This is a genomic window from Leuconostoc sp. LN180020, from assembly GCF_014844115.1.
Lineage (GTDB): Bacteria > Bacillota > Bacilli > Lactobacillales > Lactobacillaceae > Leuconostoc > Leuconostoc citreum.
On the sequence record NZ_CP039736.1, the window covers coordinates 755,838 to 770,187 of the forward strand.

The 14,350-nt window shown below is 40.6% G+C and carries 11 protein-coding genes and 3 tRNA genes; 11 read left to right on the forward strand and 3 right to left on the reverse strand.

The genetic code is table 11. The features are described 5' to 3' along the window. The first annotated feature begins 59 nt into the window (after positions 1 to 59). On the forward strand, positions 60 to 500 hold the full coding sequence (locus FAZ25_RS04010) for a class Ib ribonucleoside-diphosphate reductase assembly flavoprotein NrdI (protein WP_048801689.1): 441 nt from the start codon (positions 60 to 62) through the stop codon (positions 498 to 500). Between the two features lie 2 nt (positions 501 to 502). Then, complete coding sequence (gene nrdF / locus FAZ25_RS04015) at positions 503 to 1,477, forward strand: class 1b ribonucleoside-diphosphate reductase subunit beta (protein ID WP_192269785.1); 975 nt, start codon at positions 503 to 505, stop codon at positions 1,475 to 1,477. 59 nt (positions 1,478 to 1,536) lie between these two features. Here nrdF and FAZ25_RS04020 read toward each other — a convergent pair whose 3' ends face one another. Further along, a complete protein-coding gene (locus tag FAZ25_RS04020) occupies positions 1,537 to 2,205 on the reverse strand; it encodes a phosphatase PAP2 family protein (RefSeq protein ID WP_004904427.1) in 669 nt (222 codons plus the stop codon). Positions 2,206 to 2,391: 186 nt separating this feature from the next. Between FAZ25_RS04020 and FAZ25_RS04025 the strand changes: the two genes are divergently transcribed. Next, positions 2,392 to 2,474, forward strand: a tRNA-Tyr gene (locus FAZ25_RS04025). Between the two features lie 39 nt (positions 2,475 to 2,513). Then, positions 2,514 to 2,585: transfer RNA gene (locus FAZ25_RS04030), tRNA-Gln, on the forward strand. A gap of 96 nt (positions 2,586 to 2,681) precedes the next feature. Here the strand turns inward: FAZ25_RS04030 and gpmA are convergent. Beyond that, positions 2,682 to 3,395 (reverse strand): 2,3-diphosphoglycerate-dependent phosphoglycerate mutase, encoded by a 714-nt coding sequence (gene gpmA, locus FAZ25_RS04035; protein ID WP_004899344.1) that lies wholly within the window; start codon positions 3,393 to 3,395, stop codon positions 2,682 to 2,684. Positions 3,396 to 3,504: 109 nt separating this feature from the next. Further along, positions 3,505 to 3,705: a cold-shock protein gene (locus FAZ25_RS04040; RefSeq protein WP_004899341.1), complete on the reverse strand. Its 201-nt coding sequence runs from the start codon at positions 3,703 to 3,705 to the stop codon at positions 3,505 to 3,507. A gap of 259 nt (positions 3,706 to 3,964) precedes the next feature. Here FAZ25_RS04040 and FAZ25_RS04045 point away from each other — a divergent pair. From FAZ25_RS04045 to rlmB, 7 genes are all read left to right on the forward strand, one after another. After that, positions 3,965 to 4,049 (forward strand) — tRNA-Leu (locus FAZ25_RS04045). A gap of 100 nt (positions 4,050 to 4,149) precedes the next feature. Next, positions 4,150 to 4,491, forward strand: a complete 342-nt coding sequence (locus tag FAZ25_RS04050; protein ID WP_004899340.1) for a hypothetical protein — start codon at positions 4,150 to 4,152, stop codon at positions 4,489 to 4,491. Between the two features lie 2 nt (positions 4,492 to 4,493). Beyond that, positions 4,494 to 5,306 (forward strand): triose-phosphate isomerase, encoded by an 813-nt coding sequence (tpiA, locus tag FAZ25_RS04055; protein WP_004899338.1) that lies wholly within the window; start codon positions 4,494 to 4,496, stop codon positions 5,304 to 5,306. A 235-nt stretch (positions 5,307 to 5,541) separates the two neighbouring features. After that, positions 5,542 to 9,156, forward strand: coding sequence for a DNA-directed RNA polymerase subunit beta (locus FAZ25_RS04060; protein WP_100665075.1), 3,615 nt, complete (start codon positions 5,542 to 5,544; stop codon positions 9,154 to 9,156). Positions 9,157 to 9,297: 141 nt separating this feature from the next. Next, positions 9,298 to 12,960: a DNA-directed RNA polymerase subunit beta' gene (gene rpoC, locus FAZ25_RS04065; RefSeq protein WP_048801688.1), complete on the forward strand. Its 3,663-nt coding sequence runs from the start codon at positions 9,298 to 9,300 to the stop codon at positions 12,958 to 12,960. Positions 12,961 to 13,169: 209 nt separating this feature from the next. Then, complete coding sequence (locus tag FAZ25_RS04070; RefSeq protein ID WP_048801687.1) at positions 13,170 to 13,577, forward strand: Mini-ribonuclease 3; 408 nt, start codon at positions 13,170 to 13,172, stop codon at positions 13,575 to 13,577. Continuing rightward, positions 13,574 to 14,335 (forward strand): 23S rRNA (guanosine(2251)-2'-O)-methyltransferase RlmB, encoded by a 762-nt coding sequence (gene rlmB / locus FAZ25_RS04075; protein WP_048801686.1) that lies wholly within the window; start codon positions 13,574 to 13,576, stop codon positions 14,333 to 14,335. The genes FAZ25_RS04070 and rlmB overlap by 4 nt, the downstream gene beginning before the upstream one ends. The last annotated feature ends 15 nt before the right edge of the window (positions 14,336 to 14,350 follow it).

Below are 14,350 nucleotides of genomic sequence, written 5' to 3' on the forward strand. Positions count from 1 at the left end.
AAGTAGGTGTTTATCTGTACATAAGATATGAATATTTGATTAAGGAGACAGGGGGACCTATGGTAAAAATGACAGTCTTGTATGCTTCAACAGAGGGTAATACCAAGTCCTTTGTTGAAAAATTACAACGGGTTGCGGCGCAGTATGGTGATAAAGTAGACGCCCGAATGATTGGGGAAGAAACGGACTATGCTAATGAAACAGCGCCTTTTATCGCTATTGTCCCCACCTACTTAACGGGTGGAACCGGGGCTGGACCAGAAGTGACAGAAATATTTACGAATGCGCTGGGAGAATATATTGCCTTTGGCAATAATCGACGTTATTTAAGGGGAATCGTTGGATCCGGTAATCGAAATTTCAATGTGCAATTTAATCTTACTGGGAAACGTTACGCCGAACAATTTGATGTGCCAATGTTGTTTGCTTACGAACTGAGAGGCAGCAAATTTGATGCCGAAAAAGTGTATAATTTAATGAAACCATTATTTGGAGAATAACTGTGAAACATATAAAAGATAATTCATATACAGCAATTAACTGGAATAATATTGAAGATGAGTTAGACAAGGCAACTTGGGAAAAGCTAACACAGCAATTCTGGCTTGATACACGTATTCCGATTTCTAATGATTTGAGGACATGGCGTGGTAATATGTCTGACCAAGAGCGGCAAACCTTGAATTTAGTTTTTGGTGGTTTAACAACGCTTGATACATTACAATCACAAGATGGTATGGCCTCTCTGAGGTTAGACGTTGTGAATCAAAAAGAGGAAGCCGTTTTAAACAATATACAATTTATGGAATCTGTGCATGCTAAGTCATATTCTTCTATTTTTGAAACATTAAACGAAAAATCAGAAATTGAAGCGATATTTGATTGGGCAGATTCTAACGAATTTTTACAGTACAAAGCTAATCGTATCAATGATATTTACCAAACAGGTACGCCATTAGAAAAGAAAATAGCTTCAGTATTTCTTGAAACATTTTTGTTCTATTCTGGTTTCTATACACCGTTGTATTTCTTGGGACATAATAAAATGTTAAATGTTGCTGAAATTATTAAATTAATTATTCGTGACGAGTCTGTTCATGGAACGTATATCGGTTATAAGTTTCAAATAGGCTTTAATAAGTTGCCTGAATCAGAAGCAACAGCACTTCAAAGCTGGATGTATGATTTACTTTATGAATTATACGAAAACGAAGAAAAGTATACACACGAATTGTATGATGATTTAGGTTGGACAGAACAAGTATTAACATTTTTGCGCTACAATGCCAATAAGGCACTCATGAATCTGGGGCAAGAGCCAATGTTCCCAGATGGTGCAGAGGATGTGAATCCGGTTGTCATGAATGGTATTTCAACATCTACAGCTAATCATGATTTCTTCTCTGGTGTAGGTAATGGCTATTTGCTGGGTGCGGTTGAAGCGATGGATGATTCAGATTACACCATTGGACAATGATGGATTAATAAACTATGATATGAAAAAGGACATGATAATAACATCATGTCCTTTTTAAATTAAATTTCGTCGTATTTGAAAAACGGAATACGTGCTTTCAAATATTTGGCCAATTTAGCATAACAGGTTGCCGCGAAAACAACCCAAGCATAAGCAAATAGTATAGCAGCAATGGTATCACTGAAGAAATTGGCATTGAAGTAGATACGGCTCATCAAGGTTAGTCCGCCAATCAAGAAGGCAGCCCATTGCATGGTGAACTGTATGGCAATATTGTTAATGTTTGGGATAATAAGGATACTAACTATGAATATAACCACGAATAGTCCGAATACGTGACCACTTGGGAAGGCTGGTGAGCTATCACCAATTAAATGCCCAACAGGACGTGATCGCTGGATTAAAAACTGTATTATTTTTAAGACGATATCACCTGTTAATAGTGTGATAATGGCCCAAACGGCTGGAATACGCAATCTAGCAAGAATTAATACGCCAGCTAAAATTAGTGTATAAACGATATCAACAACAGGGTTGCCTAAAAAAGTAGCTATAGTCATAATAACGTCGCCAAAGTTACTTTGGAAGCTATTAAACCAGCTATGCATCCAACCATCTAGTGCGACGGGGATTATGAAATTGAGTTTAACGAGAATAGCTAACAATAAGGCAATAGCTAGTACGAGCACTGCTTGCCGACGTTGCTTGTTTGTCACAGCAATAATCATATAATATCACTCCAGATGAAGAATTTTACCTTATTCTAGTATAATGAATGGCGTACATATAAACAAGGCTATTCGGCCACGAATATAAAATTACTGACGCTTGGTTGTGGGTGTTTTAATTAAAACATTAAAAAGACTTGTCAATAGTTCCATAATTTGTTATGATAGTATAGTTGTTTGAGACATGGGAGTGTAGCGAAGTCTGGCTAAACGCGACGGACTGTAACTCCGTTCCTTCGGGTTCGTAGGTTCGAATCCTACCGCTCCCATAGCCGATTTAATAGTTAGCGGCTAAAAAGATTAACTATTGCCCCTTCGCCAAGTGGTAAGGCATCGGTTTTTGGTACCGACATGCGCTGGTTCGAATCCAGCAGGGGCAATTTTAAAAGACCAACCATTTGTGGTTGGTCTTTTATTTTCTTAATTGTAGACGACATAAAAAAGCCAACACATTGATTAGTGTGTTGGCTTTTTTATTACTTGCTCAAAGTCTTCTTAGAAACAACTGACAAATCATCAGCTAAATCGTAAACCAATGGTTGGCCATTGGCAATTTCAACATTTAAGATGTCATCATCAGAGATGTTTTCCAAATGCTTAACCAAAGCACGCAATGAGTTACCATGGGCAGCAATAACAACGTTTTTACCAGCTTGCAATTGTGGGGCAATATCTGATTCCCAGAAAGGCAAAACGCGTTCCAAAGTAATCTTCAAGTTTTCGCCTAATGGCAATTCGCCTTCAGGAACATCTGCGTAGCGACGATCAAAGGCGGGGTATGTCTTTCCTTGAACAGTCATTTCTTTATCGTAACCGTCCAACAATGGTGGCAACACATCATATGAACGGCGCCAAATGTGCACTTGTTCGTCGCCCCACTTTTCTGCAGCCTCAGCTTTATTTTGGCCTTGTAAAGCACCGTAATGACGTTCATTTAAACGCCATGACTTAGCTTCCGGAATGAACAATTGTCCAGCTTCTTCCAATGCATAATGCAATGTTGTGATGGCACGTGTCAAAACTGATGTGTAAGCTTGATCGAATTGGATGCCTTCAGTTGCCAATAATTCGCCGGCTTCCTTAGCTTGTGCGATACCTTTGTCTGACAACTTTGTGTCGATCCAACCGTTAAATAAGTTCAATGCGTTCCATTCACTTTGACCGTGACGGATTAATACTAACTTAGCCATGTGTGCTAAACTCCTTAATTTGTGTTTAATATAACATATCCATTATACCACGATTTTTCGACACAAAAAAACTCGCCTAAGCGAGTTTTGAAAGTATCAGAACTTAATCTTACAACTTTACGATGTTTGCAGCTTGCAAACCACGATCTGATGATTCAACTTCGAATTCAACAGCTTGACCTTCTTCAAGAGTCTTGAAGCCGTCACCTTGGATAGCTGAGAAGTGTGCGAACACATCTTCACCGTTTTCGCGAGTTACGAAACCGTAACCCTTTTCGCCGTTAAACCACTTTACTGTGCCTTTTTCCATGATATGTTTCTCCTTTGGTGTGCTCCACCAATGATTTTATTTTGTAACTTAAATAATTGGTACTTGAGCGCCTTCCGAGAAAAACAAATCAAAATCAATAACTTTTATTACAAACACAGTGTAACATACTGGTGAGAATAATCAAGTATAATATGAATTGATAAGCGCTTGATAATGCAATAGTGCGCTAGAAGTCTGTTATCTTGACATTTTCATTGGGCTGGGTTAGAATAATATGGTTGTCAATACAAACGACATCGCAGCCGTGGCGGAATTGGCAGACGCGCAGGATTAAGGATCCTGTGCCCGTTTAGGGCGTGCGGGTTCGACTCCCGCCGGCTGCATAATCAAGGCACTTCCCATTACTAAAATGGGAGGTGCCTTTTACTTTTAAAAGCTATTCAGTTTTTCCTTGTGGTAAAATAGAAGCAATGGAGAACAACGATGCTACTTTTTAAACGAACAAAGCGAGATGAAAAGGCAGAAGACGTTATACCACAATCTGCTTTAGAAAATATGCAACAAGAAAATGATCAATTATTAGATCAAATAGAAGCATTGAAGTTAGATGTATCAGAATTAAGGTCTGAAAATGACCGACTAGTTGAACAGCTAAATCAAAGCAAGTATCAACGTAAATTGATTAAAACAAGTATGGGGCTTGGCGTGTTAGTTGTGAGTTACGTTTTGCTCCACCTTGTTAATGAAGACGTGCAATATACAGCAATGTTACTATTAATTGAGGCAGCATTTATGTTTATGATGTTACAAGGAGATGATAAATAATCATGTCAAAGATGCATAAAGAACAGCGTGTGCCATTTGTCGTTGCTAATTGGAAAATTAATAAATTGCAAGCTGATGTCATGGATTTTTTATCACAAGTCAATGATAAGGTGCCCGACCAAAAAGTTGTTGAAACAGGAATTGCGGCACAGGATTTGTTTTTAGCTGACATGGTTCGGACGACGGCGGGCACACCTATACATGTGGTCGCTGAAAATGTACATTGGGAAGACGGTGGTGCTTATACAGGGGAGACTTCTCCTAAGGCTTTGAAAGACATTGGCGCAACCTATGTTTTAATTGGCCACTTTGAGCGCCGTAAATTTTTTAACGAAACAGATTCGACTGTGAATTTGAAAGTAACCGCTGCATTACGTAACGGCTTACGCCCGATTATTGATGTTGATGAAGATATGAGTACTTATGCACAGTTTATGGATGCAGAACCGTCTGTTGCACAAGTTGCAGCAGCATTAGCAGGTGTGTCAGTAGATCAGATTCGTAATGTGACGATTGCTTATGAGCCAACTTGGGCTATTGGTTCCGGCGAAGCGGCAAGTGCTGATCAAGCGCAAAAAGCAGCACATTTAATTCGTCAAACATTAGCAAAGCTTTATTCACCGGTTATCGCCGAACAGGTTAGGGTGTTGTATGGTGGGTCGGTAACACCGGATAATGCGCGTGAGATTATGTCACAAAATGATATTGATGGTGTTTTGGTAGGAACGGCTGCATTAGATCCTAAAAAATTTTTACAATTAATTGAAATTGCTCGGGACCCAACTGTTCCAGAATTTGATATTGATCACATTTAATTGGACTTGCAAATTAGTGGTAAAAGCGTATAATTATTGATAGTAGTACTGTGAATAAATACGGAATTTTGCGAAATATTGTCCGCAATGCCTTTATATTGAAGCAAACGTTGTCTGCGGAAACAGCGGCGATTGCTTTTTTTGTGCCTATGCGGGAACAAAAATAGTCTAAAAGACCGTTTTGTAACCAAATTGTAATAACAAAACGCAGCAAAAAACAAACGAGGTGATAAATGTGGCAGGACATTTAGTAAAGTACGGTAAGCACCGTACCCGTCGTTCATATGCTAGCATCAAAGAAGTACTTGATGTGCCGAATTTGATTGAGATTCAAACGGCATCTTACCAATGGTTCTTAGATGAAGGTATCAAAGAAATGTTTGGTGACATCATGCCAATCGATGACTTCCAAGGGACATTGTCTTTGGAATATGTTGATTATCAATTGATGGAACCAAAGTATAATATTGATGAGGCGCGTGAACACGACGCCAATTATTCAGCACCATTACATGTGACTTTACGCTTGACGAACCATGAAACCGGTGAAATTAAGTCTCAGGATGTATTCTTTGGTGAGTTCCCATTAATGACAGAACAAGGAACGTTCATTATTAATGGTGCGGAACGTGTTATTGTATCCCAATTAGTACGTTCTCCGGGTATCTACTATAACCAAGAAAATGATAAAAATGGTCGCCCACGTTATGGAACAACAGTTATTCCTAACCGTGGTGCTTGGTTGGAATACGAAACAGATGCTAAGGGCATTGCTAACGTCCGTATTGATCGTACACGTAAGCTGTTGATGACAGAACTAGTACGTGCATTAGGCTTTGGATCAGATTCTGACATCATTGATATTTTCTCTGACCAATATGATGCTTTGAACATGACGCTTGAAAAAGATGTGCATAAAGACATGTCGGATTCACGTGTTGAGGAAGCCTTGAAAGATGTTTACGAACGTCTGCGTCCAGGAGAACCCAAGACAGCTGATTCATCACGTGCTTTATTGGTCGCACGCTTCTTTGACCCAAAGCGTTATGATTTAGCTTCAGTTGGACGTTATAAGATTAACAAGAAGTTGTCATTAAAAACACGCTTGCTTAATCAAACATTAGCTGAAACATTAGCTGATCCGGATTCTGGTGAAGTCATTGCTGAAAAAGGCACATTAGTTGATAAGACTGTGATGTCTAAATTGAGTCCGTTCTTGGATCGTGAAGACTTCAAGACAACAACTTATACACCATCAGGAGACGCAGTACTTGAAGAACCTGTAACACTCCAAAAAATTAAAATTGAATCACCTGAGAATCCTGAAAAAACATTACTATTAATTGGTAATGGGCACATTGATGAAAATGACCGGACAGTGCGTCCAGCAGATATCTTAGCTGGTATGAACTACTTCTTGAATTTACAAGAAGGCATTGGAAACGTTGATGATATTGATCATCTTGGTAACCGTCGTATTCGCTCGGTTGGTGAGTTGCTACAAAATCAATTCCGTATTGGTTTGACACGTATGGAACGTGTTGTGCGTGAACGTATGTCAATTCAAGATGCAAATACAGTTACACCACAACAATTAATCAACATTCGACCTGTTGTGGCAGCTGTTAAAGAATTCTTTGGTTCATCGCAACTTTCACAGTTCATGGACCAAACAAATCCATTGGGCGAAATGAACCACAAGCGTCGTCTTTCAGCCCTTGGACCTGGTGGTTTGACACGTGATCGTGCTGGTGTTGAAGTGCGAGATGTGCACTATACACACTATGGTCGAATTGATCCAATCGAAACACCAGAAGGTCCAAACATTGGTTTGATTAACTCATTAGCTACTTATGGTCGCATTAACAAGTATGGCTTCATTGAGACACCTTATCGTCGTGTTGATTGGACAACCCATATGGTTACTGACAAAATCGACTATTTAACTGCTGATGAAGAAGATAACTATATTGTCGCACAGGCGAACTCACCGTTGAACGATGATGGTAGTTTCGTTCACGATACAGTTATGGCACGTTTTGGTGAAGAAAACATCGAAACACCAATAGATCGCATTGATTACATGGACGTTTCGCCTAAGCAAGTTGTTTCTGTTGGTACAGCAGCGATTCCTTTCTTAGAAAATGATGATTCTAACCGTGCCTTGATGGGTGCCAACATGCAACGTCAGGCCGTACCTTTGCTTGACCCACATGCACCACTTGTTGGTACAGGTATCGAATATAAGGCTGCTCACGATTCTGGTGTTGCCATGATTTCTCGTGCTGCTGGTGTTGTTGAATATGTTGATGGGCGTCAAATTCGTGTGCGTCGTGAAGATGGTCAACTTGATACGTACGAACTAATGAAGTTCCGCCGCTCAAACGGTGGTAAAAACTATAACCAAAAGCCAATTGTCCATGAAGGTGAGCATGTTGAAGCCGATGAAGTTTTGGCTGATGGCCCATCAATGGAAAAAGGTGAACTTGCTTTGGGACAAAACCCATTGATTGCCTTTATGACTTGGCAGGGTTATAACTTCGAAGATGCCATTGTTTTGAACGAGCGCCTAGTTCGTGAAGATGTTTATACATCAATTCATATTGAAGAATATGATTCAGAGGCCCGCGATACAAAACTCGGACCGGAAGAAATGACTCGCGAAATTCCTAATACTGGCGAAGACCAATTGAAGGATTTGGATGCTGATGGCATCATTCGTGTGGGAGCAGAAGTTCATGATGGCGACATCTTGGTAGGTAAGGTGACACCAAAGGGTGTGACTGAATTATCAGCTGAAGAACGTTTGTTACATGCTATCTTTGGTGAAAAGGCACGTGAAGTACGTGATACATCTTTGCGTGTTCCTCATGGTGGTGGCGGCGTTGTGCAAAATGTCCGTATCTATACGCCTGAAAACGGGGATGAATTAGCACCGGGTGTTAACATGATGGTTCGTGTTTATATTGCACAAAAACGTAAGATTCAAGTTGGTGATAAGATGGCCGGCCGTCATGGAAACAAGGGAACAGTCTCTGTTGTTGTTCCTGAAGAAGATATGCCATACATGCCAGATGGTACACCAATTGATATCTTGTTGTCACCCATGGGTGTGCCTTCACGTATGAACATTGGTCAAGTTCTTGAATTGCATCTTGGTTTTGCGGCTAAGAAGCTGGGTATTCATGTTGCCTCACCTGTCTTTGACGGTGCAAGTGATGATGAGATTGAAGCAGCTTTACGCGAAGCTGGGTTGCCACAAGACGGTAAGTCAGTTGTCTATGACGGCCGTACTGGTGAAGCCTTTGATAAACGTGTCGGCGTTGGTGTCATGCACTATATGAAGCTTGCCCACATGGTCGATGATAAGATTCATGCGCGTTCAATCGGACCATATTCATTAGTAACGCAACAACCTTTGGGTGGTAAAGCACAATTTGGTGGTCAGCGTTTCGGTGAAATGGAAGTTTGGGCCCTTGAAGCTTATGGCGCTGCATACACTTTGCAAGAAATTTTGACTTATAAGTCAGATGATGTTGCTGGTCGTGTTAAGGTTTATGAATCAATCATCAAGGGTGAACCAATTCCACGTCCAGGTGTGCCTGAATCATTCCGTGTGCTTGTAAAAGAATTGCAAGCACTTGGCTTGGATATGCAAGTCTTGGATAATGCAGGTGATGAAGTTGAATTACGTCAAATGGATGAAGATGATTCAATTTTGCCAGTTGATGCACTTGAAAAGTTGGTTCGTTCTAACCCTGAGTTGTTAAATAAAGAAGATGAAGAAGTTGCTGCAGCATTCTCTAAGGTAGAATCTCGCGATAATACTGAAGTAACCGACGAAAATTAAAATACAAATACAATGTGTCATTGTCATGGCACGTTTGTTATAAGTTATTTTTAATCGCGTGATTAAGAGTAACTTATAGCAAACGTGCAGTGATTGCGAGACATGTTGATATCATAAATAATGAAAGGTAACAGCAAATAGATGGCAATCGATGTTAACAAGTTCGAAAGCATGCAAATCGGTTTGGCTTCTCCTGATAAGATCCGTTCATGGTCTTATGGTGAAGTAAAGAAGCCTGAAACGATTAACTATCGAACACTTAAGCCAGAAAAAGATGGCCTGTTTGATGAACGCATCTTCGGACCTACAAAGGATTATGAATGCGCCTGCGGTAAATATAAGCGAATCCGATACAAGGGAATCGTTTGTGATCGCTGTGGCGTTGAAGTCACATCATCAAAAGTTCGTCGTGAACGTATGGGGCACATCGAATTAGCTGCACCTGTTACACATATTTGGTACTTCAAAGGTATCCCGTCACGTATGGGACTTGTCTTAGACATGTCACCACGCTCACTTGAAGAAATTATTTACTTTGCGTCATATGTTGTCATTGAACCTGGTGATGCACCAGTTGAAAAGAAGCAATTGATGACAGAACGTGAGTACCGTGAACTGAAGCGCGAATATGGTGCTAGTTTTAAGGCTGGCATGGGTGCTGAAGCAATTAAAGATTTGTTGGCAAGTGTTGATTTAGCTGCCGAAGCAGATCAGTTGAAGCGCGAATTACAAGAAGCAACAGGTCAAAAACGTGTACGTGCCGTACGTCGTTTAGATATTATCGAAGCCTTCTTGCAGTCAGATAATAAGCCGCAATGGATGGTTATGGATGTGATTCCAGTTATTCCACCAGATTTGCGGCCAATGGTTCAATTAGAGGGTGGTCGTTTCGCCACATCTGATTTGAATGATTTGTATCGTCGTGTCATCAACCGTAACAATCGTTTGAAGCGTTTGCTTGATTTGAATGCCCCAGGCATTATCGTGCAAAATGAAAAGCGTATGTTGCAAGAAGCCGTTGATGCATTAATTGATAATGGTCGTCGTGGCCGTCCTGTAGCTGGACCAGGTAATCGACCATTGAAGTCGCTATCTCACATGCTAAAGGGTAAGCAAGGTCGCTTCCGTCAAAACTTGTTGGGCAAGCGTGTTGATTACTCAGGTCGTTCAGTCATTGACGTTGGACCATTCTTAAAAATGAACCAAATGGGATTGCCACGTCCAATGGCAATTGAATTGTTCCGTCCGTTCATCATGAAAGAATTGACCACACGTAAGTTGGCTGGCAATGTTAAGTCAGCTAAGCGTAAGATTGACAAAGCTGATGAAGATGTGATGGATGTATTGGAAGACGTTATCAAAGAACACCCAGTTCTTTTGAACCGCGCACCTACACTGCATCGTTTGGGAATCCAAGCTTTTGAACCGGTATTGGTTTCAGGTAAGGCGATGCGTTTGCATCCACTGGTTACCGAAGCCTATAACGCCGATTTTGATGGCGATCAGATGGCCATTCACGTACCATTATCTGATGAAGCACAAGCTGAAGCACGTTTGTTGATGCTTGCTGCGGGTCATATTTTGGCACCTAAAGATGGGAAGCCAATTGTGGCACCATCTCAGGATATGGTTATTGGAAACTATTACTTAACGACCGAAGAAGCTGGTCGTGAAGGTGAAGGTATGATTTTCTCTTCAGTTGAAGAAGCAAAAATTGCCTTTGCAAGTAAGGTAGTCCATTACCACACACGTATTGGTATCCAGACGTCTTCATTCCCAGAAGCAAAACCATTTACTGATGAACAACGTTCAAAGATTATGGTGACGTCTGTTGGTAAATTGATTTTTAATGAAATTTTGCCAGTTGATTTTCCATATATTAATGAACCATCTGAAGATAACTTCAAGGGTATTAGTGAACAATTCTTCATCGAAGCCGGTGAAGATATTCATGACTATTTGGCTGACACAGCAGTTATTGGCGCTTTCAAAAAAGGCTTCTTATCAGATGTTATTGCTGAAGTCTATAAGCGTTACAAGGTAACCGAAACATCATTGCTTTTGGATCGTATGAAAGATCTTGGTTATGAAAAGTCAACTGAATCTGGTTTGACTGTTTCGATGAATGATGTGACAGAATTGACTGAAAAGCCAGCTATTCTGGAAGATGCACACAAGCAAGTTGCAACAGTGACCAAGCAGTTCCGTCGTGGTTTGATTACTGATAGTGAGCGTTATCAACGTGTTACTGAAATCTGGACAAAAGCCAAAGATGTTATCCAAGATAAGTTGATTGCGTCGTTTGAACCAACTAACCCAATCTTCATGATGCAAGATTCAGGTGCGCGTGGTAACATTTCGAACTTCGTTCAATTAGCTGGTATGCGCGGCTTGATGGCTGGTCCTGGTGGTAAGATTATTGAATTGCCGGTTACTGCCAACTTCCGTGAAGGCTTAACTGTGATGGAAATGTTTATTTCAACTCACGGTGCGCGTAAGGGAATGTCAGATACGGCCTTGAAGACTGCCAACTCTGGTTACTTGACACGTCGATTAGTTGATGTTGCGCAAGACGTTATCGTTCGTGAATGGAATAATAACGCTGACCGTGGTGTTGCTGTTAAAGCAATCATGGATGGTACATCTGTTGTTGAACCATTGTACGATCGTATCTTGGGTCGTTACGCAATGAAATCAGTCTTTAATCCAGAAACGGGTGATAAGTTAGTTTCACGTAACGAAATGATTGATGAAGATGTTGCTAAAGCAATCGTTGCAGCTGGCATTGAAGAAGTAACCATTCGTTCCGTCTTTACTTCAACAACAGAACACGGTGTGTCAGTGTTAGACTACGGTCGCAACTTGGCTACTGGTGAAGAAGTTGAAGTTGGTGAAGCAGTTGGAACCGTTGCAGCACAGTCAATCGGTGAACCAGGTACACAATTGACCATGCGTAACTTCCATACAGGCGGTGTTGCTGGTGGAAACGATATTACCCAAGGTTTGCCTCGTGTGCAAGAAATTGTTGAAGCACGTATTCCTAAGGGACGCGCCGAAATTTCTGAAGTAACGGGTACAGTGGTTGCCATCGAAGAAAATCCAGCTGAACGTACAAAGGCTGTAACGATTGAAGGCGAAACTGATACACGTACGTACACACTACCATTGGCAGCGCGTATGCGTTTTGCTGAAGGGGATGACATTCAACGTGGTGATGCCATTAATGAAGGACCAATTGATCCTAAGGAATTGCTTGCGGTCACTGATACATTAACGACAGAATCATACATGTTGACGGAAATCCAAAAGGTTTACCGTTTGCAAGGTATTGAAGTGTCTGATAAGCATATTGAAGTTATGATTCGTCAAATGTTGCGTAAGGTACGCGTCATGGATCCAGGTGAAACTAGTCTTTTGCCAGGTATGTTAATGGATATTGCCGATTTCCAACGAGCCAACGAACCAGCTTTGTTTGATGGCTTAGTACCTGCAACAGCACGTCCTGTTTTGCTTGGTATTACGAAAGCTGCTTTGGAAACGAATTCATTCTTGTCTGCTGCATCATTCCAAGAAACAACGCGTGTCTTGACTGATGCTGCTATCAGAGGAAAGAACGATCCATTGGTAGGTTTGAAAGAAAACGTTATTATTGGTAAGATTATTCCTGCTGGAACAGGTATGGCAGAGTATCGTAAAATTAAGAGTAAAGTCGTTGGGGAAGTTGTTGCGCAACCAGAAGTTGAGCAAGAACCAACGCCTGATATTCCTAAGTTAGATGATGTTGCTAAGTCTTTTGAAGAATAGACTTTCAACCACATAGCACTTAAATATTAAAAAACCAGTCACTTTTATATGTGGCTGGTTTTTTTTTAACAATAATCTAATTAGGCCAAAATATGTCCAATTAGGCCAAAAAGATGGGCAACAAATGTTTTATTCGCTAAACTAAAATAGTTCTGCAGAACATTTATCAAACTTGTACGCGTTGTGAAAATCTCGCGTATAATATAATTATGCATAATTTACAATACGAACAAATGAATGGGTTGTCGTTGGCTTATATCGGTGATGCAATATACGAACTTGAAGTGCGCCAATATTTATTATCATTAGGAATAACTAAAGTGAATGCGTTACAGAAACAAAGTAAGTTCTACGTTTCTGCCAAAGCACACGCGGCTTTATTTAATCATATGACAACAGATAACATACTGACTGAACAAGAACTTGTGTATTTTAAGCGCGGACGTAATGCCAAATCACATACAAAGGCAAAAAATACTGATGTGGTAACGTATCGCATTTCAACGGGTGTAGAAGCCTTGTTCGGTTATCTTTATTTATCTGAACAACATGAACGCATTAGTCAATTGATGCGCTGGATTTTTGAACAAGTTGAGACAGGGAGAACAAGTGAATGAAACGTGAACAGGGAACAGCAGATCAAGCAGAATTTGTTTATGGGCATTATGCCAGTGTCGAATCTCTTAAAGGAACACAAGAGATAAACAAAGTATGGTTGCAGACAGGTTTGCAGGACAAAATTAGAAATGAAATAACGCAATTGGCTAAAAAAAGGGGTTTGGTTATTCAGCAAGCACCTAAATCTAAATTGGATGAATTGACTGATGGCGGTAATCATCAGGGGGTTGTTCTAAGCGTAGCTGCATTTGCATATGCAACTGTTGATGATTTGTTTGACTTTGCCGACGCACATCATGAAGCCCCTTTCTTTCTCATTCTTGATGGTATTGAGGATCCACATAATTTAGGCTCCATTTTGAGAACTGCTGATGCAGCTGGGGTTCATGGCATTATTATTCCTAAGCGACGTGCTGTTCAGTTGACGGCAACGGTTGCTAAGATTTCTACAGGTGCCATTGAGCATGTGCCTGTTGCGCGTGTCACGAACTTAGTTAATGTAGTGGGGGAATTAAAAGATCGTGGTGTGTGGGTTTTTGGAACTGACATGTCGGGTGATGATTATCGTCGTTGGGATGCTGAGGGACCCACTGCCTTAGTGATTGGTAATGAAGGGAAAGGCATATCACCACTTTTGAAAAAGAAAGTTGATAGTATGCTTACAATTCCGATGGTTGGTCATGTTCAAAGTTTAAATGCTAGCGTTGCAGCGAGTTTGTTAATTTATCAAGGATTTAATTCACGTCACCCACTATAAAATAGTGAGGATAAT